General features: G+C 69.9%; 25 protein-coding genes. 12 read left to right on the top strand and 13 right to left on the bottom strand.

Annotated elements, in window-relative coordinates:
• Nucleotides 1-2 precede the first annotated feature (2 nt).
• Complete coding sequence (locus PSESU_RS12310) at nucleotides 3-752, top strand: class I SAM-dependent methyltransferase (protein ID WP_013536112.1); 750 nt, start codon at nucleotides 3-5, stop codon at nucleotides 750-752.
• Between the two features lie 56 nt (nucleotides 753-808).
• On the opposite strand, the gene PSESU_RS12305 is transcribed toward PSESU_RS12310, so the two are convergent.
• Together PSESU_RS12305 and PSESU_RS12300 are read right to left on the bottom strand one after the other, a co-directional pair.
• Complete coding sequence (locus tag PSESU_RS12305; protein ID WP_013536111.1) at nucleotides 809-1,750, bottom strand: electron transfer flavoprotein subunit alpha/FixB family protein; 942 nt, start codon at nucleotides 1,748-1,750, stop codon at nucleotides 809-811.
• Between the two features lie 62 nt (nucleotides 1,751-1,812).
• Nucleotides 1,813-2,559: an electron transfer flavoprotein subunit beta/FixA family protein gene (locus PSESU_RS12300; RefSeq protein ID WP_013536110.1), complete on the bottom strand. Its 747-nt coding sequence runs from the start codon at nucleotides 2,557-2,559 to the stop codon at nucleotides 1,813-1,815.
• A gap of 214 nt (nucleotides 2,560-2,773) precedes the next feature.
• Here PSESU_RS12300 and rfbB point away from each other — a divergent pair, with 214 nt between their 5' ends.
• From rfbB to rfbD, 4 genes are read left to right on the top strand one after another with little or no spacing between them, the layout of a single operon-like run.
• Nucleotides 2,774-3,829, top strand: coding sequence for a dTDP-glucose 4,6-dehydratase (gene rfbB / locus PSESU_RS12295; protein ID WP_013536109.1), 1,056 nt, complete (start codon nucleotides 2,774-2,776; stop codon nucleotides 3,827-3,829).
• Between the two features lie 59 nt (nucleotides 3,830-3,888).
• Nucleotides 3,889-4,773, top strand: coding sequence for a glucose-1-phosphate thymidylyltransferase RfbA (gene rfbA, locus PSESU_RS12290; protein WP_013536108.1), 885 nt, complete (start codon nucleotides 3,889-3,891; stop codon nucleotides 4,771-4,773).
• Complete coding sequence (rfbC, locus tag PSESU_RS12285) at nucleotides 4,770-5,327, top strand: dTDP-4-dehydrorhamnose 3,5-epimerase (RefSeq protein WP_013536107.1); 558 nt, start codon at nucleotides 4,770-4,772, stop codon at nucleotides 5,325-5,327. Before rfbA ends, rfbC begins: the two co-directional genes overlap by 4 nt.
• Nucleotides 5,324-6,256 carry a dTDP-4-dehydrorhamnose reductase gene (rfbD, locus tag PSESU_RS12280; RefSeq protein ID WP_013536106.1) on the top strand — a complete coding sequence of 311 codons (933 nt, stop codon included), beginning with the start codon at nucleotides 5,324-5,326 and terminating at the stop codon, nucleotides 6,254-6,256. The genes rfbC and rfbD overlap by 4 nt, the downstream gene beginning before the upstream one ends.
• A gap of 78 nt (nucleotides 6,257-6,334) precedes the next feature.
• On the opposite strand, the gene PSESU_RS12275 is transcribed toward rfbD, so the two are convergent.
• Together PSESU_RS12275 and PSESU_RS12270 are read right to left on the bottom strand one after the other, a co-directional pair.
• The gene (locus PSESU_RS12275) at nucleotides 6,335-7,738 is read right to left on the bottom strand and encodes a mannose-1-phosphate guanylyltransferase/mannose-6-phosphate isomerase (RefSeq protein ID WP_013536105.1); all 1,404 of its coding nucleotides are present in this window, start codon (nucleotides 7,736-7,738) and stop codon (nucleotides 6,335-6,337) included.
• A gap of 10 nt (nucleotides 7,739-7,748) precedes the next feature.
• The gene (locus PSESU_RS12270; protein ID WP_013536104.1) at nucleotides 7,749-9,095 is read right to left on the bottom strand and encodes a phosphomannomutase/phosphoglucomutase; all 1,347 of its coding nucleotides are present in this window, start codon (nucleotides 9,093-9,095) and stop codon (nucleotides 7,749-7,751) included.
• A 130-nt stretch (nucleotides 9,096-9,225) separates the two neighbouring features.
• Here PSESU_RS12270 and PSESU_RS12265 point away from each other — a divergent pair, with 130 nt between their 5' ends.
• Nucleotides 9,226-9,948: a CoA transferase subunit A gene (locus tag PSESU_RS12265; protein ID WP_013536103.1), complete on the top strand. Its 723-nt coding sequence runs from the start codon at nucleotides 9,226-9,228 to the stop codon at nucleotides 9,946-9,948.
• A complete protein-coding gene (locus PSESU_RS12260) occupies nucleotides 9,948-10,577 on the top strand; it encodes a CoA transferase subunit B (RefSeq protein WP_013536102.1) in 630 nt (209 codons plus the stop codon). The genes PSESU_RS12265 and PSESU_RS12260 overlap by 1 nt, the downstream gene beginning before the upstream one ends.
• 61 nt (nucleotides 10,578-10,638) lie before the next feature.
• Here the strand turns inward: PSESU_RS12260 and PSESU_RS12255 are convergent, their stop codons facing one another.
• Entirely contained in the window at nucleotides 10,639-12,291 is a 1,653-nt protein-coding gene (locus PSESU_RS12255; RefSeq protein WP_013536101.1) for an electron transfer flavoprotein-ubiquinone oxidoreductase, read from the bottom strand.
• Between the two features lie 115 nt (nucleotides 12,292-12,406).
• On the opposite strand from PSESU_RS12255, the gene PSESU_RS12250 reads away from it, so the two are divergent.
• Nucleotides 12,407-13,006, top strand: a complete 600-nt coding sequence (locus PSESU_RS12250) for an alpha-ketoglutarate-dependent dioxygenase AlkB family protein (RefSeq protein WP_013536100.1) — start codon at nucleotides 12,407-12,409, stop codon at nucleotides 13,004-13,006.
• A 3-nt stretch (nucleotides 13,007-13,009) separates the two neighbouring features.
• On the opposite strand, the gene PSESU_RS12245 is transcribed toward PSESU_RS12250, so the two are convergent.
• The 4 genes from PSESU_RS12245 to PSESU_RS12230 form a co-directional block, all read right to left on the bottom strand.
• Nucleotides 13,010-13,669, bottom strand: coding sequence for an ABC-type transport auxiliary lipoprotein family protein (locus PSESU_RS12245; protein WP_013536099.1), 660 nt, complete (start codon nucleotides 13,667-13,669; stop codon nucleotides 13,010-13,012).
• Complete coding sequence (locus PSESU_RS12240) at nucleotides 13,666-14,592, bottom strand: MlaD family protein (protein ID WP_013536098.1); 927 nt, start codon at nucleotides 14,590-14,592, stop codon at nucleotides 13,666-13,668. The genes PSESU_RS12245 and PSESU_RS12240 overlap by 4 nt, the downstream gene beginning before the upstream one ends.
• Before the next feature lies 1 nt (nucleotide 14,593).
• Nucleotides 14,594-15,412, bottom strand: coding sequence for an ABC transporter ATP-binding protein (locus PSESU_RS12235; RefSeq protein ID WP_041764939.1), 819 nt, complete (start codon nucleotides 15,410-15,412; stop codon nucleotides 14,594-14,596).
• A gap of 196 nt (nucleotides 15,413-15,608) precedes the next feature.
• Complete coding sequence (locus PSESU_RS12230; protein WP_013536096.1) at nucleotides 15,609-16,724, bottom strand: ABC transporter permease; 1,116 nt, start codon at nucleotides 16,722-16,724, stop codon at nucleotides 15,609-15,611.
• A 63-nt stretch (nucleotides 16,725-16,787) separates the two neighbouring features.
• Between PSESU_RS12230 and PSESU_RS12225 the strand changes: the two genes are divergently transcribed.
• Complete coding sequence (locus tag PSESU_RS12225) at nucleotides 16,788-18,038, top strand: threonine/serine ThrE exporter family protein (protein WP_013536095.1); 1,251 nt, start codon at nucleotides 16,788-16,790, stop codon at nucleotides 18,036-18,038.
• A gap of 74 nt (nucleotides 18,039-18,112) precedes the next feature.
• On the opposite strand, the gene PSESU_RS12220 is transcribed toward PSESU_RS12225, so the two are convergent.
• The 3 genes from PSESU_RS12220 to PSESU_RS12210 all read right to left on the bottom strand — a co-directional run bounded on the left by PSESU_RS12220 (nucleotide 18,113) and on the right by PSESU_RS12210 (nucleotide 21,263).
• Nucleotides 18,113-18,544 carry an H-NS family nucleoid-associated regulatory protein gene (locus PSESU_RS12220; RefSeq protein ID WP_013536094.1) on the bottom strand — a complete coding sequence of 144 codons (432 nt, stop codon included), beginning with the start codon at nucleotides 18,542-18,544 and terminating at the stop codon, nucleotides 18,113-18,115.
• A 193-nt stretch (nucleotides 18,545-18,737) separates the two neighbouring features.
• A complete protein-coding gene (locus PSESU_RS12215; RefSeq protein ID WP_013536093.1) occupies nucleotides 18,738-20,435 on the bottom strand; it encodes a proline--tRNA ligase in 1,698 nt (565 codons plus the stop codon).
• A 441-nt stretch (nucleotides 20,436-20,876) separates the two neighbouring features.
• Entirely contained in the window at nucleotides 20,877-21,263 is a 387-nt protein-coding gene (locus tag PSESU_RS12210; protein WP_013536092.1) for a DUF4124 domain-containing protein, read from the bottom strand.
• 105 nt (nucleotides 21,264-21,368) lie between these two features.
• On the opposite strand from PSESU_RS12210, the gene pssA reads away from it, so the two are divergent.
• The 3 genes from pssA to rimI are packed head-to-tail and all read left to right on the top strand — an operon-like array spanning nucleotide 21,369 to nucleotide 23,121.
• Complete coding sequence (pssA, locus tag PSESU_RS12205; protein ID WP_013536091.1) at nucleotides 21,369-22,145, top strand: CDP-diacylglycerol--serine O-phosphatidyltransferase; 777 nt, start codon at nucleotides 21,369-21,371, stop codon at nucleotides 22,143-22,145.
• A 2-nt stretch (nucleotides 22,146-22,147) separates the two neighbouring features.
• The gene (locus tag PSESU_RS16565; protein WP_013536090.1) at nucleotides 22,148-22,615 is read left to right on the top strand and encodes a hypothetical protein; all 468 of its coding nucleotides are present in this window, start codon (nucleotides 22,148-22,150) and stop codon (nucleotides 22,613-22,615) included.
• Nucleotides 22,616-22,665: 50 nt separating this feature from the next.
• Nucleotides 22,666-23,121 carry a ribosomal protein S18-alanine N-acetyltransferase gene (rimI, locus tag PSESU_RS12195; RefSeq protein ID WP_049782451.1) on the top strand — a complete coding sequence of 152 codons (456 nt, stop codon included), beginning with the start codon at nucleotides 22,666-22,668 and terminating at the stop codon, nucleotides 23,119-23,121.
• 217 nt (nucleotides 23,122-23,338) lie between these two features.
• Here the strand turns inward: rimI and PSESU_RS12190 are convergent, their stop codons facing one another.
• On the bottom strand, nucleotides 23,339-26,239 hold the full coding sequence (locus PSESU_RS12190) for a valine--tRNA ligase (RefSeq protein WP_013536088.1): 2,901 nt from the start codon (nucleotides 26,237-26,239) through the stop codon (nucleotides 23,339-23,341).
• Nucleotides 26,240-26,255 lie beyond the last annotated feature (16 nt).

Genomic DNA, 26,255 nt, shown 5'->3' with positions numbered 1-26,255 from the left:
CGATGCCCAGGTTCGAACCCATCCTTCCCGACGCCGACCTCAAGCTGATCAACGAATCGCTGCCCTGGCACGCGGCCACGGAGCTGGGGGATGGCCGCATCATCGGTTCGCTCACCGCCCGCAAGGGCAAGCGCGAGCAGGTGGAGCCGATCCCGGACAAGCGCATCACCCGCCTGGATCGCGAGCTTGGCCTCGCCGGCAGGACGGTACTGGAGATCGGCTGCTTCGAGGGCATCCACACCCTCGGCCTGTGCAGCTACGGCGCGCGGGTCACCGCGGTCGACCTGCGTCCGCTCAACGTGATCAAGACCCACGCCCGGTTGTCGGCGTATGGCGAGTCGGCGGACGTGTTCGCGGTGGACGTGGAGGATCCGGCGCTGGAGCTGCCGCACTATGACGTGGTGTTCCATTGCGGCGTGCTGTACCACCTCGAGGAACCGGTGCGGCACCTGCGGAAGCTGCTGCCGTGCTGCGACGCGATCTACCTGGATACCCATATCGCCCGGGAGGACGAGGACGACGCCACGCTCGAATCCGGCGGCCGCACCTACCTGGGCCACGCCCACCGCGAGGGCGGCTGGAACGACCCGTTCTCGGGTCGCGGCAAGGGTGCGTTCTGGCTGCGCCTTTCGGACCTGCAGTCGATCCTGGAGGAGGCGGGTTTCGAGGTGGACAACTGGGGCGTGCGCGAGGAGCGCAACGGTCCGCGCGTGGGCCTGCTGGCCCGGCGCGTGCGTCCCGCGGCCGGCTGAGCCGGCGCGCGGGGCAGGGTGGCCGCCCCGCGCCCGCCAGCGGCCACCTGGCTGGATCAGCCGAGGGCCGCTTCCAGCTCCGGCAGGATGGCGAACAGGTCGCCCACCAGGCCGATGTCGGCGATCTCGAAGATCGCGGCTTCAGGATCCTTGTTGATCGCCACGATCGTGCCGGCGTCCTTGATGCCGGTCAGGTGCTGGATCGCACCGGAAATGCCGACGGCCACGTACAGCTCCGGGGCGATGATCTTGCCGGTCTGGCCGACCTGCATCTCGTTCGGGCAGTAGCCGGCGTCGACCGCCGCGCGCGAGGCACCGACCGCCGCGCCGAGCTTGTCGGCCAGCTTGTAGACGATCTGGAAGTTCTCCTCCGAACCCACGCCACGACCACCCGAAACCACGCGACGGGCCGACTGCAGGTCGGGGCGGTCGGACGCGCCGGCGGCCAGGCCGACGTAGCGGGTATGCGAGGGCAGCGCGGCCTCGACCTGCACCGCTTCGACCGGCGCGCTGTTGCCGCCGGCGGCCTGCGGCCAGGACGCGGTGCGCACGGTGGCGACCACGACGTGGCCGGCCGGGGCCTGCACGGTGACGATGGCGTTGCCGGCGTAGATCGGGCGCTTGAAGGTGTACTCGCCCTCCACGGCCATCAGGTCGGACACCTGGTTGACGCCCAGCAGGGCGGCGACCACCGGCATCAGGTCCTTGCCGAAGGTGGTCGAGGGGCCGAACACGTGGCTGTAGCCGGCGGCCAGCTTCGCGACCTGCGGGCCCAGCACCTGGGCGATGGCCTGGGCGTTGGCCGGGTTGGCGACGGTGAGCACGCGGCTGACGCCGGCGACCTGCGCGGCCTCGGCCGCGACCGCGGCCGGATCGGCGGCCAGCACGACGACGTCGATGGCTTCCGGGTTCAGGGCCTGGGCGGCGCTGACGGTGCGCGCGGTGGAGGGGTTGAGCTTGCCGTCCAGGTGTTCGGCGACGACGAGGATCTTGGACATTGGAGCGGTCTCCGCGAATCAGGGGGCCGCGCGGCGCCAGGCGCCCGGCGCGGCCGGAAGGATCAGAGCAGGCCCTTGGCCTTGAGGGTGGCGACCAGCTCGGCCGCATCCTTGACCATCACGCCGCGGCTGCGCTTCGGCGGCGGGGCGTAGGCGGTGGTTTCCAGGCCCGGACCGGCGTCCACGCCGAGGTCGGCCAGCTGCAGGGTCTCCAGCGGCTTGCTCTTGGCCTTCATGATGTCCGGCAGCTTGATGAAGCGCGGCTCGTTGAGGCGCAGGTCGGTGGTCACCACTGCCGGAAGGTCCACTTCCAGGGTCTCCAGGCCGGCATCGACCTCGCGGGTCACCGTGGCCTTGCCGTTGGCCACTTCCAGCTTGCTGGCGAAGGTGGCCTGCGGCCGGCCCCACAGGGTGGCCAGCATCTGGCCGGTCTGGTTGGCGTCGTCGTCGATCGCCTGCTTGCCCAGGATCACCAGGTCCGGCTGCTCCTTCTCGACAAGCTTCAGCAGGGTGCGGGCGGCGGCCAGCGGCTGCACCGCCTGGTCGGTGACCACGTGGATGGCGCGGTTGGCGCCCATCGCCAGGCCGTTGCGCAGGTGGGCCTGGGCGTCGGCCGGGGCGATCGTGGCCACCACCACCTCGGTGGCGACGCCCTTGTCGCGCAGGCGCAGGGCCTCCTCCAGCGCGATCTCGTCGAACGGGTTGGGCGAGAGCTTGACGCCCTCGGTCACCACGCCGGAGCCGTCCGGCTTGACCTGGATGCGGACGTTGTAGTCCACCACGCGCTTGTAGGCGACGAGGATCTTCATCGTGTACGGAATCCTTGAGCTGGTACGGGGAACAGCCCGGTCGCGGCGGCCGATCCGGGGCGGATCCCGATTCTACCGGGCCGGAGCCCACCATGCGATCACGTATGGTCCACGACCGGCGCCGGTCCGGCCCATGGCGTGAACAGCTGGGATTCAAGGGCGGTCAGTATGCTTGCCGGCTCGGGCGCATCGCGCCGCAGACGGGAGATCCTGCTTGGCAACCTGGCTCGTGACCGGCGGCGCCGGTTTCATCGGCGGCAATTTCGTCCTGGAGGCCGTGGCGCGCGGCATCAAGGTGGTCAACCTCGATGCGCTGACCTACGCCGGCAACCTCGACACCCTGGCCTCGCTGGAGGGTAACCCGGACCACGTGTTCGTGCATGGCGACATCGGCGACCGCGCCCTGGTCTCGCGGCTGCTCGCCGAGCATCGCCCCGACGCGGTGCTGAACTTCGCCGCCGAGAGCCATGTCGACCGCTCCATCGACGGCCCTGCCGCCTTCGTCCAGACCAACGTGGTCGGCACCCTGGGCCTGCTCGAGGCGGTGCGCGACTACTGGAAGCGGCTGGAAGGCGGGGCGAAGCAGGACTTCCGTTTCCTGCACGTGTCCACCGACGAGGTCTACGGCACCCTCGGCGAGACCGGCAAGTTCACCGAGACCACGCCCTACGCGCCCAACTCGCCGTACTCGGCGTCCAAGGCCGCGTCCGACCACCTGGTGCGCGCGTTCCACCACACCTACGGGCTGCCGGTGCTGACCACCAACTGCTCCAACAACTACGGGCCTTACCACTTCCCCGAGAAGCTGATCCCGCTGGTGATCGCCAAGGCCCTGGCCGGCGAGCCGCTGCCGGTCTACGGCGACGGCAGGCAGGTGCGCGACTGGCTGTACGTCAGCGACCACTGCGAAGCGATCCGCACCGTGCTGGCCAAGGGCCGGGTGGGCGAGACCTACAACGTCGGCGGCAACGCCGAGAAGCAGAACATCGAGGTCGTGCGCACGATCTGCCGCCTGCTCGACCAGCGTCGTCCGCGCGAGGACGGCCAGCCGCGCGAGGTGCAGATCACCCACGTCGCCGACCGCCCCGGCCATGACCGCCGTTACGCGATCGATGCCTCCAAGCTGAAGAACGAGCTCGGCTGGGAGCCGAAGTACACCTTCGAGCAGGGCATTGCCGCCACCGTCGACTGGTACCTGGAACACCAGGACTGGGTCAACCGGGTGCTCGACGGCAGCTACCGCCTCGAACGCATCGGCACCGCGGCTTGATCGCGAGTCCCTCGCAAGAGCCCGCACGTCCCTGTGCGGACTTCCAAAGGAAAATCACGATGGCACGCAAGGGCATCATCCTCGCCGGCGGTTCCGGCACCCGGCTGTATCCGATCACCAAGGGCGTCAGCAAGCAGCTGCTGCCGGTGTACGACAAGCCGATGATCTACTACCCGCTCAGCGTGCTGATGCTGGCGGGCATCAGCGAAGTGCTGATCATCAACACTCCCCATGAGCAGGCGTTGTTCCAGGGCCTGCTGGGCGACGGCTCGCAGTGGGGCATGGACATCCGCTACGCGGTGCAGCCCAGTCCCGATGGCCTGGCCCAGGCCTACCTGATCGGCCGCGACTTCGTCGCCGGCCAGCCCAGCTGCCTGGTGCTGGGCGACAACATCTTCCACGGCCATGGCCTGACCGACCGGCTGGCCCGCGCCAGCGAGCGCACCGAGGGCGCGACCGTGTTCGGCTACTGGGTCAACGATCCGGAGCGCTACGGCGTGGCCGAGTTCGATGCCAGCGGCAAGGTTGTGGGTATCGAGGAGAAGCCGGCCCGGCCGCGCTCCAACTACGCGGTGACCGGCCTGTACTTCTACGACGGCAAGGCCCCGGACTACGCCGCCGAGCTCAAGCCTTCCAGGCGTGGCGAGCTGGAGATCACCGACCTCAACAAGCGCTACCTGGACGACGGTGCGCTGTACCTGGAGCAGCTGGGCCGCGGCTACGCCTGGCTCGACACCGGCACCCACCAGTCGCTGCACGAGGCCTCCAACTTCATCCAGACCATCCAGGACCGCCAGGGCCTGCAGGTGTGCTGCCCGGAGGAAATCGCCTACGGCAATGGCTGGATCGACGGCGCCCAGCTGGAGAAGCTGGCCGCGCCACTGTCCAAGAACGGCTACGGCCAGTACCTGCTTGGCCTGGTCAAGCGCGGGGTAGTGCGATGAAGGTGATCCAGACCTCCCTGCCGGGCTGCGTGGTGATCGAGCCGGCGGTGTTCGGCGACGAGCGCGGCGTGTTCTTCGAGACCTGGAACGCGGAGCGATTCGGCCAGCAGGGTCTGCCGACCAGGTTCGTGCAGAGCAACGTGTCCACCTCCACCCGTGGCGTGCTGCGCGGCCTGCATTACCAGTGGCCGCGGCCGCAGGGCAAGCTGGTGAGCGTGCTGGAGGGCGAGGTGTACGACGTGGCGGTGGACATCCGTCGCGGCTCGCCGACCTTCGGCCGCTGGGAGGCGGTGGTGCTCAGTGCGGAGAACCGGCGCCAGTTCTGGATCCCGGAAGGTTTCGCGCACGGCTTCGCGGTGCTGTCCGGGCACGCGGTCTTCAACTACATGTGCACCGACGTGTACGTGAAGGAGAACGACGCCGCGGTGCGCTGGAACGATGGCGACATTGGCGTGGACTGGCCCATCGCCGAGCCGGTGCTGTCGGCCAAGGATGCCAACGCGCCGTTCCTGGCCGAGATCGCCGAGGACCGCCTGCCGGTGTACACGCCGTGACCCGGATCCTGCTCGTCGGCGGCAACGGCCAGCTCGGGCGCGAGCTGCGCCGTAGCCTGATCGCACTGGGCGAGGTCGTGGCCATGACGCGCGATGGGCGCCTCCACGATGGCGGCAGCGCCATCGCCGCGGACCTGGACGAGCCGCAGCGACTGGCAGCCGTAGTCCGCGAGGTCGCCCCGGACGCGGTGGTCAACGCCGCCGCCTACACCGCGGTCGACAAGGCTGAGTCCGAGCCGGAAGCCGCGTTCCGCATCAATGGCGAGGCGCCCGGCGTGCTGGCCCAGGCCTGCGCCGCCGCGGGCATCCCGCTGGTGCATTACTCCACCGACTACGTGTTCGACGGCCAGGGCACGCGCCCGTATCGCGAGGACGACCCGACCGCGCCGCTGGGCGTGTACGGCGCCAGCAAGCTGGCCGGCGAGGAAGCGATCCGCGCGGCGGGCGGCCAGCACTTGGTGTTCCGCACCGCGTGGGTCTACGCCGCGCACAGCCACAACTTCCTGCGCACCATGCTGCGACTGGGAGCAGAGCGCGATGAACTGCGGGTGGTGGACGATCAGGTCGGTACGCCGACGCCGGCCGCAATGATCGCCGATGTCACCGCGGTGGCCCTTCGCCGTGCGCTGGGAGATGCCGGCGTCTCCGGCACCTGGCACCTGGTCGCCGATGGCCACACCAGCTGGCACGGCTTCGCCGAGGCGATTTTCGCCGAAGCGGTGGCGGCGGGCGTGCTGGCGAGGGCGCCGACGGTGCATCCGGTGACGAGTGCCGAGTTCCCGACCCCTGCGCGGCGCCCGGCGTATTCCCGTCTGGATACCAGCGCGCTGCAGCGCGATTTCGGTGTCCAGCTGCTGCACTGGCGCGAGGCGCTGGTGCCGGTGATGGCGGAGCTGGCGACTGCCCGGGTCGCGTCGCCTGCCGCTTAGGACAGGCGCCTGCCGCTCAGGCGGGCGTGTGCCGGCAGCTTCTTCTTCCGTTGAGTCGCGTCGCCGTCCGCGGCCGCCTCAGGTGCGGCCGTAGGTGTCCTCGAAGCGGACGATGTCGTCCTCGCCCAGGTAGCTGCCGGACTGGACCTCGATCAGTTCCAGCGGCAGCTTGCCGGGATTGCGCAGGCGGTGGGTCACGCCCAGCGGGATGTAGGTGCTCTGGTTCTCGGCCAGCAGGATGACCTCGTCGCCGCGGGTGACCTCGGCGGTGCCGCTGACCACCACCCAGTGCTCGGCGCGGTGGTGGTGCATCTGCAGGCTCAGGCTGGCGCCGGGCTTGACCGTGATCCGCTTGACCTGGAAACGTCCGCCGCTGTCGATCGAGTCGTACGCGCCCCAGGGGCGGTAGACCTTGCGGTGGACGCTGGCTTCCGGACGGCCCTCGGCGCGGATCCGGGCCACGACCTCCTTGACTTCCTGCATCCGGTCGCCGCGGCCGACCAGCACCGCGTCGGCGGTCTCGACCACCACCACGTCGTCCAGCCCGACCAGTGCAACCAGGCGCTCGCCGTAGGCGAATGTGTTGCGGCAGTCGATCGCGATCACGTCGCCATGATGGGCATTGCCGTCGGCATCGCGCTCGGAGACCTCGCGCAGCGCGGTCCACGAGCCGACGTCGCTCCAGCCGGCATCCAGCGGCACCAGCGAGGCGTGGTCGGTCTTCTCCATCACCGCGTAGTCGATGGAGTCCGACGGGACCTCGGCGAAGGCCCCGGCATCCAGGCGCACGAAGTCCGAGTCGCGGCGCGCGCCGGCCCAGGCCTCGCGCACCGCTGCCAGCATCGCCGGATTGAACCGCTCCAGCTCGGCCAGGTAGCGCGAGGCGCGGAACAGGAACATGCCGCTGTTCCAGAAGTAGTCGCCGGAAGCGACGTAGCCCTCGGCGGTGGCCAGGTCCGGCTTCTCCACGAACTGCTCGACTGCGCGCACGCCCTCGCCGGAAGCGGCGCGGATGTAGCCGTAGCCGGTCTCCGGACCGGTAGGCACGATGCCGAAGGTGACCAGGCGGCCGGCCTCGGCCGCGGGCAGGGCCAGGGCCACGGCACGACGGAAGGCCTCGGCGTCCCGCACCACGTGGTCGGAGGGCAGCACCAGCAGGACCGGATCCTCGCCGCCGGCGCCGGCTTCCAGCGCGGCGACGGCGATGGCCGGGGCGGTATTGCGCCCGGCCGGCTCCAGCAGGATCGCCTGCGGCTCCGCCCCGACCTGGTGCAGCTGCTCGGCGGCGACGAAGCGGTGCGACTCGTTGGCCACCACCAGCGGCGCGCGGGTGGCCAGTGGCGCCACCCGCTGCCAGGTCTCCTGGAGCATGGTCAGCTCCCCGTGCAGCGGCAGGAACTGCTTGGGATAGGACTCGCGCGACAGCGGCCACAGCCGCGTACCGGAGCCGCCGGACAGCAGGACGGGGAGCAGGTCGTTCATGGGTCGTGGCTCAGGCGGAGATCAGGCGCGAGATCTCTTCGGTGCGCGCCTTCAGCAGGGCCTCGTCGCCGCGCGCCTCCACGTTCAGCCGCAGCAGCGGCTCGGTATTGGAGCTGCGCAGGTTGAAGCGCCAGTCGCCGAAGTCGGCGCTGATGCCGTCGGTGTGGTCCAGCGCCGGCGACTGCGCGGCGAAGTGGTCCATCACCCGCGCGACCGCGGCCTTGGCGTCGGCCACGCGGAAGTTGATCTCGCCGCTGCACGGGAACTTGCGCACGCGCGCCTCGACCAGGTCGCCCAGGCTGCGGCCGCTGGTGGAGACAAGGCCGGCGATCAGCAGCCACGGGATCATGCCGGAGTCGGCGTAGGCGAACTCGCGGAAGTAGTGGTGCGCGCTCATCTCGCCGCCGTAGACGCAGTCCTCGGCGCGCATCTTCTCCTTGATGAAGGCGTGGCCGCTCTTGCACAGCACCGGCACGCCGCCGGCTTCCTGCACCTGCTCGACGGTGTTCCAGACCAGGCGCGGGTCGTGCACGACCTTGCCGCCGGGGTGCTTGGCCAGGATCGCCTGGGCCAGCAGGCCGACCAGGTAGTAGCCCTCGATGAAGCGGCCCTGCTCGTCGAAGAAGAAGCAGCGGTCGAAGTCGCCGTCCCAGGCGATGCCGAAGTCGGCACCGTGCTCGCGCACCGCGTCGATGGTGGCCTGGCGGTTCTCGGGCAGCAGCGGGTTCGGGATGCCGTTGGGGAAGCTGCCGTCCGGCTCGTGGTTGATGCGCACGAACTCCAGCGGCAGGTGCGGGGCCAGCAGGTCGATGATGGCGCCGGCGCCGCCGTTGCCGGCGTTGACCACCAGCTTCAGCGGCTTGAGCGTGGCCACGTCCACGTAGGACAGCAGGTGTTCGATGTAGGCGGTCTTGTCGGTACGCGAGGTCTCGCCGGCGGTCGGCGCGGCGGCCGGGGCGGTATCGGCCTCGGCAGCGTCGGAGATGGCGAACAGGCCGGTGTCCGACGAGATCGGGCGCGCGTTCTCGCGCACCAGCTTCATGCCGTTGTAGTCCATCGGGTTGTGGCTGGCGGTGACCATCACGCCGCCGGCGGCGTCGAGGTGGTCGACCTGGAAGTAGACCTCCTCGGTGCCGCACAGGCCGATGTCGATGACCTCCCGACCCTTGCCGCGCAGGCCGGCCGACAGCGCCGCCTGCAGGCCGGGGCTGCTCAGGCGCACGTCGTGGCCCAGCACCACCGGGCCCGGGCGCAGCTGGTCGGCGAGGGCGACGCCGATCCGGCGCGCCAGCTCCTCGTCCAGTTCGTCCGGAACGCGGCCGCGGATGTCGTAGGCCTTGAAGGCGGGAAGGGTCATCGGTCATTCCTTTGAGTGGGGACTGGCCCCGATTCTACCCGGCCGCGTGTCGGCGGCGCCGTAACGGGGCCGGCGAAAGCCCCGGCGGACCCACTAGAATGGGCCCATCCCGGCATTGGCGAGGACTCAGATGGGCAACCGGACATCCCGCGGCAAGGTCGTGGCCGACGCGCGCACCGCGCTGGCCGACCTGGTCGCCGACGGGCAGACGCTGGCGGTCGGCGGCTTCGGCCTGTGCGGCATCCCCGAGGCACTGATCGCGGCCCTGCGCGACTCGGGGGTGAAGGACCTGACCGTGATCTCCAACAACGCGGGCGTGGACGGCTTCGGCCTGGGTCTGCTGCTGGAGACCCGCCAGATCCGCAAGATGATTTCGTCCTACGTGGGCGAGAACAAGGAGTTCGAGCGCCAGTTCCTGTCCGGCGAGCTGGAGCTGGAGTTCAACCCGCAGGGCACCCTGGCCGAGCGCCTGCGCGCCGGCGGGGCGGGAATCCCCGCCTTCTACACCGCCACCGGCTACGGCACGGTGGTGGCCGAGGGCAAGGAAACCCGCGAGTTCGGCGGCAAGCATTACGTGCTGGAGACCGCGCTGGTGGCCGACGTGGCCCTGGTCAAGGCGTGGAAGGCCGATACCGCCGGCAACCTGGTGTTCCGCAAGACCGCGCGCAACTTCAACCCGGCCTGCGCCATGGCCGGCAAGGTCTGCGTGGCCGAGGTCGAGGAGATCGTCGAGGTCGGCGCGATCGACCCGGACCAGGTCCACCTGCCGGGCATCTACGTGGACCGCATCGTGCACAACCCCACGCCGGAGAAGCGGATCGAACAGCGCACCGTGCGCCAGGAGAACAAGTGATGGCCTGGACCCGTGACGAGATGGCCGCACGCGCCGCGCGCGAGCTGACCGACGGCGCCTACGTGAACCTGGGCATCGGCCTGCCAACCCTGGTCGCCAATCACATCCCCGAGGGGGTGGACGTGTGGCTGCAGTCGGAGAACGGCCTGCTGGGCATCGGCCCGTTCCCGACCGAGGACGAGGTCGACGCCGACCTGATCAACGCCGGCAAGCAGACCGTGACCGCGCGTGCCGGCGCCAGCTACTTCGGCAGCCACGATTCCTTCGCCATGATCCGCGGCGGCCATATCGACCTGGCCATCCTCGGTGCCATGCAGGTCACCGACAAGGGCGACCTGGCCAACTGGATGGTGCCGGGCAAGATGGTCAAGGGCATGGGCGGGGCCATGGACCTGGTGGCGGGCGTCAAGCGCGTGGTCGTGCTGATGGAGCACACCGCGAAGAACGGCGAGCACAAGATCCTGCCCGAGTGCACCCTGCCGCTGACCGGCGTGGGCGTGGTCCACCGCATCATCACCGACCTGGGCGTGTTCGACGTCACCGCCGGAGGCCTGGAGCTGGTCGAGGCCGCACCGGGCGTGGGCATCGACGAGCTGCGCGAAAAGACCGGCGTTCCGATCCTCGCCTGAGACGCATGCGGCGGATAACGAAGAAGGCCGGCGGATCCGCCGGCCTTCTTCGTTCTGGTGCCTACAGGTTCTGGTAATTGGGACCGGAACCGCCCTCGGGCGTGACCCAGGTGATGATCTCGTACGGATCCTTGATGTCGCAGGTCTTGCAGTGCACGCAGTTGGCGGCATTGATCTGCAGGCGGCGACCCTTGCTTCCATCAGGCGTGACGTCTTCCACCATCTCGTACACCCCGGCCGGGCAGAAGCGGGTGCAGGGATTGCCGTATTCGACCGTGCAGCGCTCCACGCAGATCGAGGTGTCGGCCACCTTCAGGTGCACCGGCTGGTCCTCGTCGTGCTCGGTGGCCGCGTAGTACACGCCCTGCAGGCGGTCGCGCGGGGGCAGGGTGCGCTCGACGTAGTCGCGCTTCGGCTGCTCGTGCTCGCCCAGCCTGTCCAGCGTGCACCAGTCCGGCGAGCCCTTGAGCGTCCACGGCGAGGCGCCGCCGGTGACGGTCTCCCAGGCCGCGTTGGCCATGCCCAGCCACAGGCCCTTCTTGAAGGCGGGCTTGATGTTGCGGACCTTCCTCAGCTCGGCCACCGCCTCGGAGGCGCGCAGCCTGGCGTCGAAGCCGACCGGGTCCAGGTTGCTGGCGGCCAGGTGTTCGGCGGCGAGCATGCCGCTGCGGATTGCCTGGTGGGTGCCCTTGACCTTGGGCACGTTGAGCAGGCCGGCGGTGTCGCCGATCAGCAGCGCGCCGGGCATTTCCACCTTCGGCAGGGCCTGGTAGCCGCCGGTGACGATGGCGCGGGCGCCCGCCGACAGGATGCTGCCGCCTTCCAGCAGCGGCTTGACGTGCGGGTGGTTCTTCCACTGCTGGAAGGCCTCCCACGGCCTGTATTCCGGATCCTTGTAGTCCAGGCCGCTGACATAGCCGATCGCCACCTGGTTGTTCTCCAGGTGGTACAGGAAGCTGCCGCCGTAGGTGTTGTTGTCCGCCGGCCAGCCGAAGCTGTGCACGATCCTGCCGGGGCTGGTGCGGCCTTCCGGCAGCTGCCACAGCTCCTTGATGCCGATCGAGTAGCTCTGCGGGTCGCTGTCCGCATCCAGGCCGAAGCGCTTGACCAGGCGCTTGGTCAGGTGACCGCGCGCGCCCTCGGCCAGCACCGTGACCCTGGCGCGGATATCGATGCCCGGGGTGTAGCCGGGCTTGTGCGATCCGTCCTTGGCCACGCCCATGTCGCCGATGCGCACGCCCAGCACGGTGCCGTCCTCGGCATGCAGGGTCTCGGCGGCGGCGAAGCCGGCGTAGATCTCCACGCCCAGGGCCTCGGCCTGCGGCGCCAGCCAGGCGCACATCGCGCCGAGGCTGACGATGAAGTTGCCGTGGTTGCGCATGCCCGGCGGGACGACCGGCAGCTTCGTGCCGCCATCCTTCGTCAGCAGCCAGAACTCGTCCTCGGTGGCCGGCACGCACACTGGCGGCGGGTTATCGCGCCAGCCCGGCAGCAGGGCATCCAGCGGGCCCGGCTCGATCACCGCACCGGACAGGATGTGCGCGCCGACGGTGCTGGCCTTCTCGATCACGCAGACCGACAGCTCCGGGTTGAGCTGCTTGAGGCGGATGGCGAAGGCCAGGCCGGCGGGGCCTGCGCCGACGGTGACGACGTCGTACTCCATCACGTCGCGCTCGACTTCGGGCGTGGGCATGGAGGCTGTGGTTTCCGACATCAACGGCTCCGCTGGCGGTCAGGCTGGCCGGGCATTCTCGGGTTTCAGGCCGTGAGGGGCAAATCACGGCCTCCCGCCACGCCCCGGCGGCGCCGGCCCTGCTAGCGTGGCGGCCATGGAATGGGAACGCCTGGACCTGCCCGGTGCGCGGGTCGAACTGGCCCGCGGCTGGCTGCCGCCGGGCGCCGCGGAGCGGCTGCTGCAGGACCTGCTGGCGGGGTTGCCGTGGGAGGTCCACCGGATCCGCCTGTTCGGGCGCGAGGTCGATTCCCCCCGGCTCAGCTGCTGGATCGGCGACCCGGACGCGGTCTACCGCTATTCGGGCAGCCGCTTCGTGCCGCACTCCTGGCCGCCTGGGCTGGAGGCACTGCGTACCCGCCTGCGGGACGAGCTGGAACAGCCGTTCAACAGCGTGCTGGCCAACCTCTACCGCGACGGCCGCGACGCCATGGGCTGGCACAGCGATGACGAGCCGGAACTGGGGCCGGAGCCGCTGATCGCCTCGCTGAGCCTGGGCGCGGTGCGCCGCTTCGTCCTGCGCCGGCGCGACGATCCAGGCCGGAAGCTGGCGCTTGGGCTGGAGCCGGGCAGCCTGCTGCTGATGGGCGGGACCACCCAGCGCTACTGGAAACACGCCCTGCCGCGTACCGCGCGGCCGGTGGGCCCGCGGATCAACCTGACCTTCCGCCAGATCGCCCCGCGTCCCGGCACCTAGCCGTCAGCGCGCGTGGCGCTGTGCGGTGTCGGCCTGGCCCTCGGCCAGGGTCCAGCCGGCGATCTCGCCGCTGACCTCGGCCAGGGCCTGGTCGAACGCGGCGGCAACGCTGGCGATCCCGGTGGAAGAGGCCGGCAGGGTGCGGGCGAAGCTGTGGCTGGCGACCACCCGCTGGTCGATGTTGTGGACCAGCTTGGCCACCACCTCGAGGCTGGCGACGGGCATGTCGCCGCCGCGGTAGTCGGCCTCGAAGCGGCGGATATCCATGGTCAGGCGATAGTGGGCGCGCAGGCCGGCGGCCTGGCGGCCAACCGCCTCGATCTTCCCGGAGTCCTCCAGCACGCGCAGCACCGAGGCCTCGAGCATGTCCGCCGGGGTCTGGGCCCAGACCGCCCCCTTGTATACCTGGAGCTCGCCCGGCACCGGCCGGACGCCGATCCGCGGCGAGTCCAGCAGGCGTGGCGCGGACGGACGGGCGATGGCCAGCTGCCAGTCCACCGTCGGCCAGGACGGGTCGGCCACGGCAATGGCCTCCGGCGCGTAGATGGTGACCGCGTCGCGGCGCTTGCCGCCCAGCGAGCAGCCGGCGATGGCCACGGCCAGGACGAGGAGGGCGGCGGCGCGCGCGGCGCGGGCCGGCCAGTGGGCGGGGAGGGACGTCATTTGGGTTCGAACTCCTTGGCTCCGTCGCGGCCGAGCAGGAAGCGCGCCGGGTTGTTCTCGAGGCGGTCGCTGATCTGGCGCAGGTCGCGGATCAGCCCGCGCAGCTCGGTCAGGGTCGGGCCGAGCTGGGCCAGGCCGTCGTTGGCGAAACTGTTGATCGCCGCGCGGTTCTCGCCAAGGATCGCGTCGGCATTGCCGGCGGCCGAGTCCAGCCGCGCCAGGGTCGAATCCAGGCGGCTGATCAGCGCCGGCAGTTCCTGCACCAGGTTCTGGTCGACGCGCTGCACGGTGGCGTTGGTGTTCTGCAGGGTGACGTCGAGGCTGCGCGCGGCGTCGCGCGCGGTGGCCAGCAGGTCCTGCATGCCCTCGTCCTTGGCCGCGAGGCTGGCGCTGATCTGCTCGATGTTCTCCAGGGTGCGGCCGATGTGGGCCACGTTCTGGTCGCTGAGCACCTGGTCCAGGCGCTCGACGATGCGGTTGGCGGTGTCGGCGATGTTCTGCAGGGCCGACGGCGCGGTCTGGATCTGCGGGGTGTCGCGGGTATCCACCGCGGTCAGCAGCGGCGCGCCCGGCGAGCCGCCGGAGAGCTGGATGATGGCCGGGCCGGTGAGGCTGGTGATGGCCAGCTTGGCGCGGGTATCGGTCTTGACCGGCACGCTGGCGTCGGCGCGGATGATCGCCACCACCCGGCGCGGGTCCTGCGGGTCCAGCGACAGCTTGTCGATCGAGCCGATGCTGATGCCGTTGTACTGCACGGTGCTGCCCGCCGACAGGCCGGTGACCGCCTCGTCGAACACGATCATGTAGCGCTGCCAGCTGCGCTCGGACGAGTACTTGGCCGCCCACAGGCCGAACAGCAGCAGGGCCACCGACACCACGATGGTGAAGGCGCCGATCAACACGTAGTTGGCGCGGGTTTCCATCTCAGTCCGACTCCTGGCGCGGGGCGCCGTCGTTGCGCGCGGCGCGGGCGCGCGGGCCGTGGAAGTACTCCTGGACCCAGGGGTGGTCGAAGTGCTCGACCTCCGCCAGCGGTGCGTTGACCACGACCCTGCGGTCGGCCAGTACCGCCACGCGGTCGCAGATAGCGTACAGGGTGTCCAGGTCGTGGGTGATGAGGAACACGGTCAGGCCCAGGGCCTGCTGCAGGGTGCGCAGGAGGTTGTCGAACGCGGCCGCACCGATCGGGTCCAGGCCGGCCGTGGGTTCGTCCAGGAACAGCAGCGGCGGATCCAGCGCCAGCGCCCGGGCCAGGCCGGCGCGCTTGCGCATGCCGCCGGACAGCTGAGACGGCAGCTTGGACGCCGCGTCCGCCGGCAGGCCGGCCAGCTTGACCTTGAGCAGCGCCAGCTCGCGGCGCCAGGTGTCCGGAAGTTCCGGATGGTGCTCGCGTAGCGGCACCTCCACGTTCTCGCCCACGGTCAGCGATGAGAACAGCGCGCCGTCCTGGAACAGCACCCCGGTGCTGCGCTGGATGAACTGGCGCTGGCGCTGATCGTCCGAACGCGCATCCGCGCCCAGCACCTCGATCCCGCCATCGGTCGGCCGCTGCAGCCCGAGGATGGTCCGCATCAGCACCGACTTGCCGGTACCCGACCCGCCGACCACGCCGATGATCTCCCCGCGCCGCACGTCCAGGTCCAGCCCGTCGTGGACGGTTTGCGAGCCGAACCGGTTGATCAGCCCGCGGACACGGATGGCGGCCGAGCCGCCATCCGTGTCCGCGGGCTCGGGATTAGTGATTCGTGATTCGTGATTCGTAACAGCAAAGGCATCCCCTCCGGTTGCCCGGCTGCCTGCTTCCGGCTTTTGCGAATTACCAATCACGAATCACCAATCACCATTCATCGAATCACCAATCACCAATCACCAATCACCAATCACGAATCACGAATCACGAATCACGAATCACGAATCACCAATCACCAATCCCGGCTCCTCACCACCCCATATTCATGAACCATAGTGCCGCCAGTGCATCGATGATGATCACCAGCGAGATCGTCTGCACCACGCTGGAGGTGGTGCGCTCGCCGACCGACTGGGCCGAGCCCTGGACCCGCATGCCTTCCAGGCAGCCGATCAGGCCGATGACCATCGCGAACACCGGCGCCTTGGACATGCCGACCAGGAAATGGCGGACCTGCATGGTCTCCTCCATCCGGGCCAGGTACATCTGGGGCGGGATCTCCAGGTCGAACGCGCCGACGGTCACGCCGCCGGCCAGGCCGGCCATCATCGCCACGAAGGTCAGCAGCGGCAGCATCACCAGCAGGGCGACCAGGCGTGGGATCACCAGCAGCTCGATCGGGTCCAGGCCCAGGGTGCGGATGGCGTCGATCTCCTCGCGCGCCTTCATCGAGCCGATCTGCGCGGTGAAGGCCGAGGCGGTGCGGCCGGCCAGCACGATCGCGGTCAGCAGCACCGCGAACTCGCGCAGGAAGGCGATCGACACCAGCTCGACCACGAAGATCTCGGCACCGAAGTCGGCCAGGATGGTCGAGCCGAGGAACGCGATCACCGCGCCGACCAGGTAGGACAGCAGGGCCACCAGCGGCAGCGCGTCCAGGCCCACCTGTTCCATGTGCGAGACTGTGGCGGTCAGGCGGAAGCGGCGCGGCTGGCGCAGCAGGCGCAGCAGCTTGACCAGGTTCTCGCCGGTGAAGCCCAGCAGCTCGACGATGTTGCGGCCGACCGTATGGGTTGCCCGGCCCAGGCGCTCGAGCGCGGCGGCAAAGCCGTAGTCGCGCTTGCGCCGGGGGCGGTCGTCGGGCACGTCCTCGATCAGCTGGACCAGCGGCAGGTGGCTTTCGCTGAAATGCAGCGCGTCGTCGGCAAGCTCCCGCCGGCGGGCGAAGCGCGCCAGCTGCATCATCCCGGCCGAGTCGATCCTGCCGACCCCGCTGGCGTCCACGGAAGCCACGTCCCCGGGGATCTCGCGCAGCCGCGCGGCCATCTCCAGCGCGTGGTCGAGGATCCAGTCGCCTTGCAGGCGGACCTGCCCGGCCTCGGGTGCCTGCGTCCAGCCTGGGGGAGTCGTGGGGGTCGGGTCCATGCCGGCCGCAGCATACAGGCAAGCGGGTGACTGCTGCGCCGACCGCCGGGCGATACTAGGCGCATGTCCAGTGCACCTTCGCGGCCGCAGGCCAGCTACCCCCAGCGCATCGCCTTCGTCGCGGAAATGGCGGTGCGCCTGCACCGCTATGGCACCACCGCGCAGCGCCTGGAGGCGGCGATCACCGCGCTGTCGCAGCGGCTGGACCTGGAATGCGAGGCCTGGTCGAACCCGACCGGCCTGATCCTCAGCTTCAGCGACCCGGGCAAGCCGCTGGGCAGCACCGACACCACCCGGGTGATCCGGCTCTCGCCGGGCGAGAACGACCTGCACAAGCTGTGCGAGGCCGACCGCGTGGCCGAGGCGGTGGCCAACGGCCAGCTGACCATCGCCCAGGGCCATACCGCCCTGCGCGTGCTGGACCGGCCGCCCTCGATGCTGGCGAGCGTGATGCAGGTGATCGGCTTCGGCCTGGCCGCGGCCGGCGTGGCCGGCCTGTGGCGGCTGCCGTGGCTGGATATCGCGGTGGCCGCCGTCACCGGCGTGCTCATCGGCCTGCTCGACCAGTACAGCGGCCGCCGCCCGGCACTCAAGGATGCCAGCGAGGCGGTCTCGGCCTTGGCCGCCGGCGCGGTGGTCAGCCTGGTCGCGGCCCTGGTGGCGCCGCTGAACATCAATACCGTGGTCATCGCCTCGCTGGTCGCGCTGCTCCCCGGTATGGCGATCACCAACGCCATGAACGAGCTGTCCAGCCAGCACTGGGTCTCGGGCACGGTGCGCTTCGCCGGCGCCCTGACCACGGTGCTGAAGCTGACCGTGGGCGCGGTGGTGGCGGTGACCCTGCTGGACGTGGTCGGGCTGGAGCCACAGGCGCGCGCGCTGCGGCCGCAGCCGGAAGCGGTGGAGTGGCTGTCGATGGTGGTGGCCTCGTTCGCCTTCGCGGTGCTGTTCAAGGCCAGCGCCCGCGATTACCCGTGGGTGATGGGGGCGGCGATCACCGGCTACCTGATCTCGCGCTACGCCGGCCACGCCTGGGGCAGCCCGGTCGGGATCTTCCTCTCGGCGCTGGTGCTGACCGCGGCCGGCAACGGGTTCGGCCGCTGGCTGCAGCGGCCCGGTGCACTGATCCGCCTGCCCGGCATCATCATGCTGGTGCCCGGCAGCGCCAGCCTGCGCGGGCTGCTGACCATGGTCCAGCAGCAGGACGTGGACGCCGGGCAGAGCGCCATGCTGCTGGTGATCAATATCGTCGTGGCCCTGGTCGCGGGCCTGCTGTTCGGCAACCTGCTGCTGCCGGCGCGCAAGAATCTCTGAGCCGCCGCGGATACGCGGTGGCGGGAACCCGAATGGAAACGCCGGCGGGGGCCGGCGTTTCCGTTTGCAGCGGATTACTTGCCGCGGGACTTCTTGACCACCCGCTTGCGCGCGCCCTTGGCGGCCTTGGCGGGCGTCGGCGCGGCGACACCGGGAATCAGGAACTCGCCCAGGTCGCGGCCCTGGGCGGTATAGGCCGCCAGCCAGCGCGGCTGCTTGCCACGGCCGGTCCAGGTTTCCTTCGGGTTTTCCGGGTTGCGGTACTTCGGCGCGACCTTGCCCAGCTTGCGGGCGCGGGCGGGCGCGGCGGCGCTGGCACGGGTGCCGGCACCGGAGCCGCCGAACAGCTCCTCGATGGTGTAGCCCTCGGCCTTGGCCAGCTTGGTCAGCTTGGCGCGGACCTTGGTGATGGGCGCGCGCTTGGAAAGCTGGGCCTGGCGCTTCCTGGCGGTGGCGATGAGGGAACCCAGTTCCCGCGGGGAAAGGTTATTCAGGTCGATCGACATCAGGTTCTCCGTTCAATCGAGGGAAATAGCCCGTCCGTAGGCAATGCAATCCCGCGCAGCTTAATGCAGGAAAATACCGGGGGCAATGAATGCCGTGTCAATAATGCAAACGGCCCGATTATCCATCGGGATAATCGGGCCGCTGCATATTGGCCTGCGGTGGTGCAAACCGGCCGCAGGCCGGCGCGTGGAATCAGGCCTGGCGCAGGCGTTCCAGCAGCTGCGCACGGTCCAGCGCCTCGGCTTCGCCACCGCTGCGGGCGCGGTATTCGTAGGTGCCGGCCTCCAGCCCACGCGCCGAAACCACCACCCGGTGCGGGATGCCGATCAGCTCCATGTCCGCGAACATCGGGCCCGGACGCAGGCCGCGGTCGTCCAGCACCGCGTCGATGCCGGCGGCCTGTAGCTCGACCAGCAGCGATTCGGCCGCCTCGTCGACCTGCGCGTCCTTCTTCGGGTTGATCACGCATACCGCCACGGTCCACGGCGCCATCGGCACCGGCCAGACGATGCCGGCCTCGTCGTGGTTCTGCTCGATCGCCGCGGCGACGATGCGGGAAACGCCAATGCCATAGCAGCCCATCGCCGGGACCACGGCCTTGCCGTTCTCGTCCAGCACGGTGAAACCCATGGCCTGCGAATACTTGCGGCCGAGCTGGAACACGTGGCCCACCTCGATGCCGCGGGCCAGGCGGATCTCGCCACCGTCCGCGGCGCGGTCGCCGGCAACCACGTTGCGGATGTCGGCGACCACGTCGGCCTCGGCCAGGTCGCGGCCCCAGTTCACGCCGGCCAGGTGGAAACCGGCCTCGTTGGCGCCAACGACGAAATCGGCCATCGCCGCGACCTCTCGGTCGGCAACCAGGCGGATGGCCTTCTTCGGGCTCACCGGGCCGAGGAAACCCGGCTCGCTGCCGAGGTGCTCGAGGATTTCCGCCTCGGTCGCCGGGCGGTATTCACCGATTCCGTCAACCTTGGCGAGCTTGATTTCGTTTACCGAATGGTCGCCGCGGACCAGGGCCAGGACAAAACCCTGCTCGCCGAATACCGCGACCGACTTGACCGTGCGCTGCAGCGGGATTCCCAGCAGCGCGGCCACGTCCTCGCAGGTTTTCTGCACCGGGGTTTCCACCTTGCGCATTTCCTCGGTCGCAGCCGGGCGCGGGCCCGGCGCGGCGGCCTGCGCGGTTTCCACGTTGGCCGCGTAATCGGAGGCGGTGGAGAAGGCCAGCGCGTCCTCGCCCGAATCGGCCAGCACGTGGAATTCCTGCGAGGCGTCGCCGCCGATGGCGCCGGAATCGGCCTGCACCGCGCGGAACTCCAGGCCCAGGCGGCCGAACACGCGGATGTAGGCGGCCTTCATGTTCTCGTATTCGCGCGCCAGGTCCTCGTCGGAAACGTGGAAGGAATAGGCGTCCTTCATCAGGAACTCGCGCGCGCGCATCACGCCGAAGCGCGGGCGGATCTCGTCGCGGAACTTGGTGTGGATCTGGTAGAAGTTCACCGGCAGCTGCTTGTAGCTGCTCAGTTCCTGGCGGGCGAAATCGGTGATCGCCTCCTCGGCGGTCGGGCTGAAGCAGTATTCGGCTTCCTTGCGGTCCTTGATCTTCAGCAGCTGGCCGCCGAACTTCCCCCAGCGTCCGGTTTCCTCCCACAGCTCGCGCGGCTGGATGGTCGGCAGCTGCAGCTCGACCGCGCCGGCGCGGTTCATTTCCTCGCGCACGACCGCCTCGACCTTGCGCAGCACGCGCAGGCCCAGCGGGGTCCAGGTGTACAGGCCGGCCGCGAGCTTGCGGATCATGCCGGCGCGCAGCATCAGCTTGTGGCTGACCAGCTCGGCGTCGGCCGGGGTTTCCTTGGTGGTATGCAGGTGGAAGCGGGAAAGACGCATCGGAATGCCGGGGAAGGGTGCGGAAACCCGACATTCTGCCAGCACCGGGGCCGTGGCGGGCCGCGGGCGCGGTGATCGGCGGCCAGCCGTGGCCGGCCCCGGTGCGCGCAAGGGCCCCGGCTGTAGCCGGCCGGGTATCTCCACTGGCTTGTCCCGGGGCCAGCGGACGGCGGATCCATACATGGGGTCGCGGCCGGGCCCGGGGACGGGAGTGGAAGGGACACCTGTTTCCCCGGGAAAGGGCGCGGATTACCTGTCCCGGAACATCGGCTACACCGTCTTCGGCGCGCTGCCGATCCTGGTGCTGGACGCCTCTACCGCCTTGCCGACTGGCGGCGACTGGCCTGGGCCGGAGAAAGGGTGGGCCGGAAACGCCGATCCCCCGCGCCGGGCGGGGGATCGGGGTGATGCTCGAAGATGCCGGCACAGCCGGCAACGGGCTCAGCCGCCCGGGCAGTTGGCCTTGACCGCGGCCTCGGCGACGCTGCGATGCGACTGGCGCTCCTCGTCGCTCAGGGTGCGGTCGGCCTTGCCGTCGCCGTCGGTGTCCACCTGCACGGGGCGGGAGCTGTCGAAGGCACCCAGGCTCTTGCGGGCGCTGGCACAGGCTGCGCTTTCCGGGGCTTCCTCGGCGTCCGGGGTCTCCACTGCGTAGCCGCCGCCGTTGATCTTGCGGGTCTCGTAGCGCTGGCCCGGGGGCGGCTGGTCGGAGGAGTGGGTGACGCCATTGGCGTCCTTCCACTTGTAGATGGTGGAGGCCAGGGCGGTGCCACTGGCGAAAGTGGCGGCCACGAGCAGCAGCAGGCAGGCGCGGGTCGTCGGGCGCATCGGGCAGGGCTCCAGGCGGGCGGTGAGGGGCCGATTGCAGCATCCGGGGGCCCGCGTGGCAAGGGACCAGTTCGCAGCCGGGCGGCGGCCCCGTACACTGGCGACATGGATCTCGACCGCCCGCCACCGCGTTCCCGCGGCATCTACCTGCTGCCCAACCTGTTCACCACCTGCGGCCTGTTCGCGGGCTTCTACGCGATCATCGCGGCGGCCAACAGCCAGTTCACCGCGGCGGCCATCGCCGTGTTCGTGGCCGCGATCGCCGACGGCATCGACGGCCGGGTGGCGCGCCTGACCGGCACCAGCAGCGCCTTCGGCGTGCAGTACGACTCGCTGGCCGACCTGGTCAGCTTCGGCCTGGCCCCGGCCTTGGTGATGTACCACTGGTCGCTGTCCTCGCTGAAGTTCGACGGCAGCGTCGCCGGCCGGGTGGGCTGGGCGATCGCCTTCCTCTATGCCGCGTGCGCTGCGCTGCGCCTGGCACGCTTCAACACCCAGGTCGGCGTGGTCGACAAGCGGTTCTTCATCGGCCTGGCCAGCCCGGCCGCGGCCGGGCTGATGATGTCCTTCGTCTGGGCCTTCGCCGACGGCGAGCTGGGCTGGAGCGGCGAGGAGCTGCGCTATGTCGCCCTCGGCGTGACCCTGTGCGCGGCCCTGCTGATGGTCAGCCAGATCCGCTACTGGAGCTTCAAGGGCAGTGGCGAGGGCGGTGCGCGCGCCGACAAGGTGCCGTTCGCCGTGCTGCTGGTGGTGCCGGTGGTGATCGCGGTGCTGGTCATCGACCTGCCGCGCGCGCTGCTGGCGGTGGGCGTCCTCTATGCGCTGTCCGGTCCGGTCATGTGGGCCTGGCTTCGCTTCCGGCCGTCGCGGGAGGCGGCCTGACCATGCAGGCCCAAGCCGGCGGTCCCTGGAGCCCGCAGCAGCGTTACTGGCTGCAGGCGCTGGGCTGCAACGTGATGCGGGTGGCCGGCGACGAGGAGCCGCTGGCCGCGCCGGCCGCGCCGGTCGAGGAGCCCGCGCGTCAGGAGCGGATGCAGGTGCGCCAGGCATCGCCGCTGGATCGCGATGTCGCGCCGCCGGCACCGCGCCGGGCTCCGCCGATGTCGCCGGAACCGCGCGTCGCGGAACCCGCCGCGGCGCCGGCCGCGCTGCCGCGCCACGGGGCGATGCGTCGTCCTGCAGCCCTGCCTGACCGCCTGCAGCTGGCCGTGCTGCGCGCTTCCGGCTTGCCGCCGACCGATCCGCGGGTGCAGGCGCTGCTGGCCGAGTGGCCCAGCGAGATGCTGCGCGCCGATCCCTCCGCCAAGCGCCGGCTGTGGCCGTTGCTGCGCGCGCTGCGGAGGCCTGCGTGAGCATCGCCGCCTATCGCGAGACCGCGAAGCCGCACTGGCGGCTGCGGGCGATGCGCGAGGGCGATCTTGATGCGGTGATGGCGATCGAGAAGCGGGCCTATCCGTTCCCGTGGAGCCGCGGCATCTTCCGCGACTGCCTGCTGGCCGGCTATCCCTCGCTGCTGGCCCTGGCCGACGACATGCCCGCCGGCTACGGGGTGATGAGCATCGCCGCCGACGAGGCCCACGTGCTCAACCTGTGCACCGCCCCGGAGCGGCAGTCGCGCGGCCTCGGCCGCCACCTGCTGCGGGCGCTGCTGAAGACCGCGCGCGACCGCGGCGCCCACCGGGTATTCCTCGAGGTGCGTCCTTCGAATCCGCCGGCCATCGCGCTGTACCTCAGCGAGGGTTTCAACGAGATCGGCCGCCGCCCGCGCTACTACCCGGCCCACAACGGCCGCGAGGACGCGCTGGTGATGGCGATGGAGCTGGTCTCCGGCGAGATCGACCGGATGCCGCCGCTTTAGGCGGCGCGGGAATCGACAGTAAAAGCGAAGAACGCCGGGTGAGTCGGCTCTGGACGGAGCCGCAGCAGCGCAGGGGCATGCCGCATCGCGTGGCTCCGTCCGCTCCAATGCGCGACCGCGGCACGTCCATGTGCCGCTTGCGGCATGCGTCCGCGTTGCCGCGGCTTCGCGCGCGTCCGGTTTCCCTCTTCTTGGAAGAGGGGCTCAGCGGGCGCGGTCAGAACCGCGCGCGCTGCTCGGTCAGGGCGGCGAGCTTGGTGGTCCAGTCGGCCAGGCGGTGGCGCTCCTGTTCGACCACCGCCGCCGGCACCTTGTCGCTGAACTTGGCCAGCTTGGCCTCGCTCTTTTCCTTCTCGCTGGCGATGCGGGAGATTTCCTTGTCCAGGCGCGCGCGCTCGGCGTCGAGGTCGACCAGGCCTTCCAGCGGGACCAGCAGCTTCAGCTCGCCGACCACGGCCGCGGCCGAGGCCGGGGCGGTGGCGCCATCCAGCCACTGGACCGACTCCAGCCGCAGCAGGAAGCGCAGCTGCGACTCGAAGCGGGCCACGCGCGAGCGGTCGGCATCGACGCCGTCGGCCAGCAGCAGGCGCACCGGCTTGCCAGGCGACACGCCCAGCTCGCTGCGCACGCGGCGCAGGCCGGAGACCATGGCCTTGAACCACTCGATGTCGGCCTCCGCGGCGGCGTAGTCCTGGCCGGCGAAGTCGGCCTCGGCCGGATAAGGGCGCAGCGAGATGGTGGCTTCGTTGATGCCCAGGCGCGGTGCGACCTGGCGCCACAGCTCCTCGGTCACGAACGGCACCAGCGGGTGCAGCAGGCGCAGCAGCGACTCCAGCACATGCAGCAGGGTGTGGCGGGTGCTGGCCGCGGCGGCGGCGTCATCGCCGCCGAGCGCCGGCTTGGCCAGCTCCACGAACCAGTCGCAGAACTCGTTCCAGGCGAACTCGTAAAGCGCCTGCGCAAGCAGGTCGAAGCGGTAGGCGGCGAACTGCGCGCGGGCCTCGGCGGTGACCGCGGCCAGGCGCGCCAGGATCCACTTCTCGGCATCGGTCACCGGCTGCGGCGCGCCGCCGAAGCTGGCGCCGTCGGTGTTCATGAGCACGAAACGGGTGGCGTTCCACAGCTTGTTGCAGAAGTTCTTGTAGCCTTCGGCGCGGCCGAGGTCGAACTTGATGTCGCGGCCGTGGCCGGCCAGCGCGGCGATGGTGAAGCGCAGCGCGTCGGCACCGTGGGCGGCGATACCCTCGGGGAATTCCTTGCGCGTGGCCTTCTCGATCTTTTCCGCCAGCTTGGGCTGCATCAGCCCGCGGGTGCGCTTGGCGACCAGGTCCTCCAGCGAGATGCCGTCGATGATGTCCAGCGGGTCCAGGACGTTGCCCTTGGACTTGGACATCTTCTGGCCCTGGGCGTCGCGGATCAGGCCGGTGATGTAGACGTCGCGGAACGGCACCTTCCCGGTGAAGTGGTCGGTGGCCATGATCATGCGCGCCACCCAGAAGAAGATGATGTCGAAGCCGGTGACCAGCACCGACGACGGCAGGTAGCGGTCGAAGCCGCGCTCGGCCATCGCCTGTTGGTTGGGCCAGCCCATGGTCGAGAACGGCCATAGCTGCGAGGAGAACCAGGTCTCCAGCACGTCGCTGTCCTGGCTCAGGACGACGTCCGCGCCCAGGCCGTTCTTCTCGCGGACCTCGGCTTCACTACGACCGACGTAGCACTTGCCCTCGGCGTCGAACCACGCCGGGATGCGGTGGCCCCACCACAGCTGGCGGCTGATGCACCAGTCCTGGATGTTCTCCATCCAGTGGCGGTAGGTATTGATCCAGTTCGGCGGGACGAACTTCACCTCGCCCGACTCGACCAGCCCCAGGCCGCGCTTGGCCAGTGCGTCCATCTTCACGAACCACTGGTCGGTGAGGTAGGGCTCGATCACCTGGCCGGTGCGGTCGCCGCGTGGCACCTGCAGCTTGTGCGGCCTGGTCTCGACCAGCAGGCCTTCGGCTTCCAGGTCCGCAATGATTGCCTTCCGGGCCTCATAGCGATCCAGGCCGCGGTAGGCAGCAGGGATGGCTTCAACCCAGCGGTGACCGGTACCCAGCGACTTGTCGGCACTCGCTACGATCTGGGCAATCGGATCCGTCGGAGAACCAACGATCTTGGCTTCCGGGGTGAAGATGTTGATCAGCGGCAGCTTGTGGCGCTGGCCGACCTGGTAGTCGTTGAAGTCGTGCGCCGGGGTGACCTTGACCACGCCGGTGCCGAAGGCGCGGTCGACGTAGTCGTCGCCGATCACCGGGATGCGGCGGCCAGTCAGCGGCAGCACCACCTCCCTGCCGATCAGGCCGGGATAGCGCGCGTCCTCCGGATGGATCATCACCGCGGTGTCGCCGAGCATGGTCTCCGGGCGGGTGGTGGCCACGACCAGGTAGTCGCGGACCTCGCGCAGGACCTCGTTGCCGTCGGCATCGACTTCGACATGCTCGTAGCTGGCGCCATCGGCCAGCGGGTAGCGGATCGACCAGAGGAAGCCGTCCTCCTCGACGTTCTCCACCTCCAGGTCGGAGATCGCCGTCTTCAGCACCGGGTCCCAGTTGACCAGGCGCTGGCCGCGGTAGATCAGGCCTTCCTCGTGCCAGCGCACGAAGGCCTCGACCACCGCCTCCGAAGGTTGCGGATCCATGGTGAAGGTGCTGCGCGACCAGTCGCCGGAGGCGCCCAGGCGGCGCATCTGCCGCTCGATGGTGTCGCCCGAGGTGGCCTTCCACTCCCAGACCTTGGCGATGAAGCCCTCGCGGCCCAGCGAGTCGCGGGTCTCGCCCTTGCCTTCCAGCGCCAGGTTGCGGCTGACCACCATCTCGGTGGCGATGCCGGCGTGGTCGGTACCCATCTGCCACAGCACGTCATGGCCGTCCATGCGGTGGAAGCGCACCAGCGCATCCATCAGCGTGTGCTGGAAGGCGTGGCCCATGTGCAGGGTGCCGGTGACGTTCGGCGGCGGCAGCAGGATCGAATAGGGCTTGCCCTCGCCGCGCGGGGTGAAGCAGCCGCTGGTCTCCCACTCGGCATAAAGCCGCGATTCGAAGGTCTTGGGTTCGTAGCCGGAGGGAAGAGTGGACATAAGGGCCGTGATTGGT

The organism is Pseudoxanthomonas suwonensis 11-1 (assembly GCF_000185965.1).
In the GTDB taxonomy this organism is placed as follows: domain Bacteria; phylum Pseudomonadota; class Gammaproteobacteria; order Xanthomonadales; family Xanthomonadaceae; genus Pseudoxanthomonas; species Pseudoxanthomonas suwonensis_A.
The sequence above is the reverse complement of the archived record's forward strand: the minus strand, read 5'-3'. Positions and strand labels throughout refer to the sequence as shown.

Bases quoted from the DNA above. Each gene is read 5' to 3' on its own strand.
- PSESU_RS12310 (WP_013536112.1), top strand. From the start codon at position 3: ATGCCCAGGTTCGAACCCATCCTTCCCGACGCCGACCTCAAGCTGATC.
- PSESU_RS12305 (WP_013536111.1), bottom strand. From the start codon at position 1,750: ATGTCCAAGATCCTCGTCGTCGCCGAACACCTGGACGGCAAGCTCAAC.
- PSESU_RS12300 (WP_013536110.1), bottom strand. From the start codon at position 2,559: ATGAAGATCCTCGTCGCCTACAAGCGCGTGGTGGACTACAACGTCCGC.
- rfbA (WP_013536108.1), top strand. From the start codon at position 3,889: ATGGCACGCAAGGGCATCATCCTCGCCGGCGGTTCCGGCACCCGGCTG.
- rfbC (WP_013536107.1), top strand. From the start codon at position 4,770: ATGAAGGTGATCCAGACCTCCCTGCCGGGCTGCGTGGTGATCGAGCCG.
- PSESU_RS12275 (WP_013536105.1), bottom strand. From the start codon at position 7,738: ATGAACGACCTGCTCCCCGTCCTGCTGTCCGGCGGCTCCGGTACGCGG.
- PSESU_RS12270 (WP_013536104.1), bottom strand. From the start codon at position 9,095: ATGACCCTTCCCGCCTTCAAGGCCTACGACATCCGCGGCCGCGTTCCG.
- PSESU_RS12265 (WP_013536103.1), top strand. From the start codon at position 9,226: ATGGGCAACCGGACATCCCGCGGCAAGGTCGTGGCCGACGCGCGCACC.
- PSESU_RS12260 (WP_013536102.1), top strand. From the start codon at position 9,948: ATGGCCTGGACCCGTGACGAGATGGCCGCACGCGCCGCGCGCGAGCTG.
- PSESU_RS12255 (WP_013536101.1), bottom strand. From the start codon at position 12,291: ATGTCGGAAACCACAGCCTCCATGCCCACGCCCGAAGTCGAGCGCGAC.
- PSESU_RS12250 (WP_013536100.1), top strand. From the start codon at position 12,407: ATGGAATGGGAACGCCTGGACCTGCCCGGTGCGCGGGTCGAACTGGCC.
- PSESU_RS12245 (WP_013536099.1), bottom strand. From the start codon at position 13,669: ATGACGTCCCTCCCCGCCCACTGGCCGGCCCGCGCCGCGCGCGCCGCC.
- PSESU_RS12240 (WP_013536098.1), bottom strand. From the start codon at position 14,592: ATGGAAACCCGCGCCAACTACGTGTTGATCGGCGCCTTCACCATCGTG.
- PSESU_RS12230 (WP_013536096.1), bottom strand. From the start codon at position 16,724: ATGGACCCGACCCCCACGACTCCCCCAGGCTGGACGCAGGCACCCGAG.
- PSESU_RS12225 (WP_013536095.1), top strand. From the start codon at position 16,788: ATGTCCAGTGCACCTTCGCGGCCGCAGGCCAGCTACCCCCAGCGCATC.
- PSESU_RS12220 (WP_013536094.1), bottom strand. From the start codon at position 18,544: ATGTCGATCGACCTGAATAACCTTTCCCCGCGGGAACTGGGTTCCCTC.
- PSESU_RS12215 (WP_013536093.1), bottom strand. From the start codon at position 20,435: ATGCGTCTTTCCCGCTTCCACCTGCATACCACCAAGGAAACCCCGGCC.
- PSESU_RS12210 (WP_013536092.1), bottom strand. From the start codon at position 21,263: ATGCGCCCGACGACCCGCGCCTGCCTGCTGCTGCTCGTGGCCGCCACT.
- pssA (WP_013536091.1), top strand. From the start codon at position 21,369: ATGGATCTCGACCGCCCGCCACCGCGTTCCCGCGGCATCTACCTGCTG.
- PSESU_RS16565 (WP_013536090.1), top strand. From the start codon at position 22,148: ATGCAGGCCCAAGCCGGCGGTCCCTGGAGCCCGCAGCAGCGTTACTGG.
- rimI (WP_049782451.1), top strand. From the start codon at position 22,666: ATGCGCGAGGGCGATCTTGATGCGGTGATGGCGATCGAGAAGCGGGCC.
- PSESU_RS12190 (WP_013536088.1), bottom strand. From the start codon at position 26,239: ATGTCCACTCTTCCCTCCGGCTACGAACCCAAGACCTTCGAATCGCGG.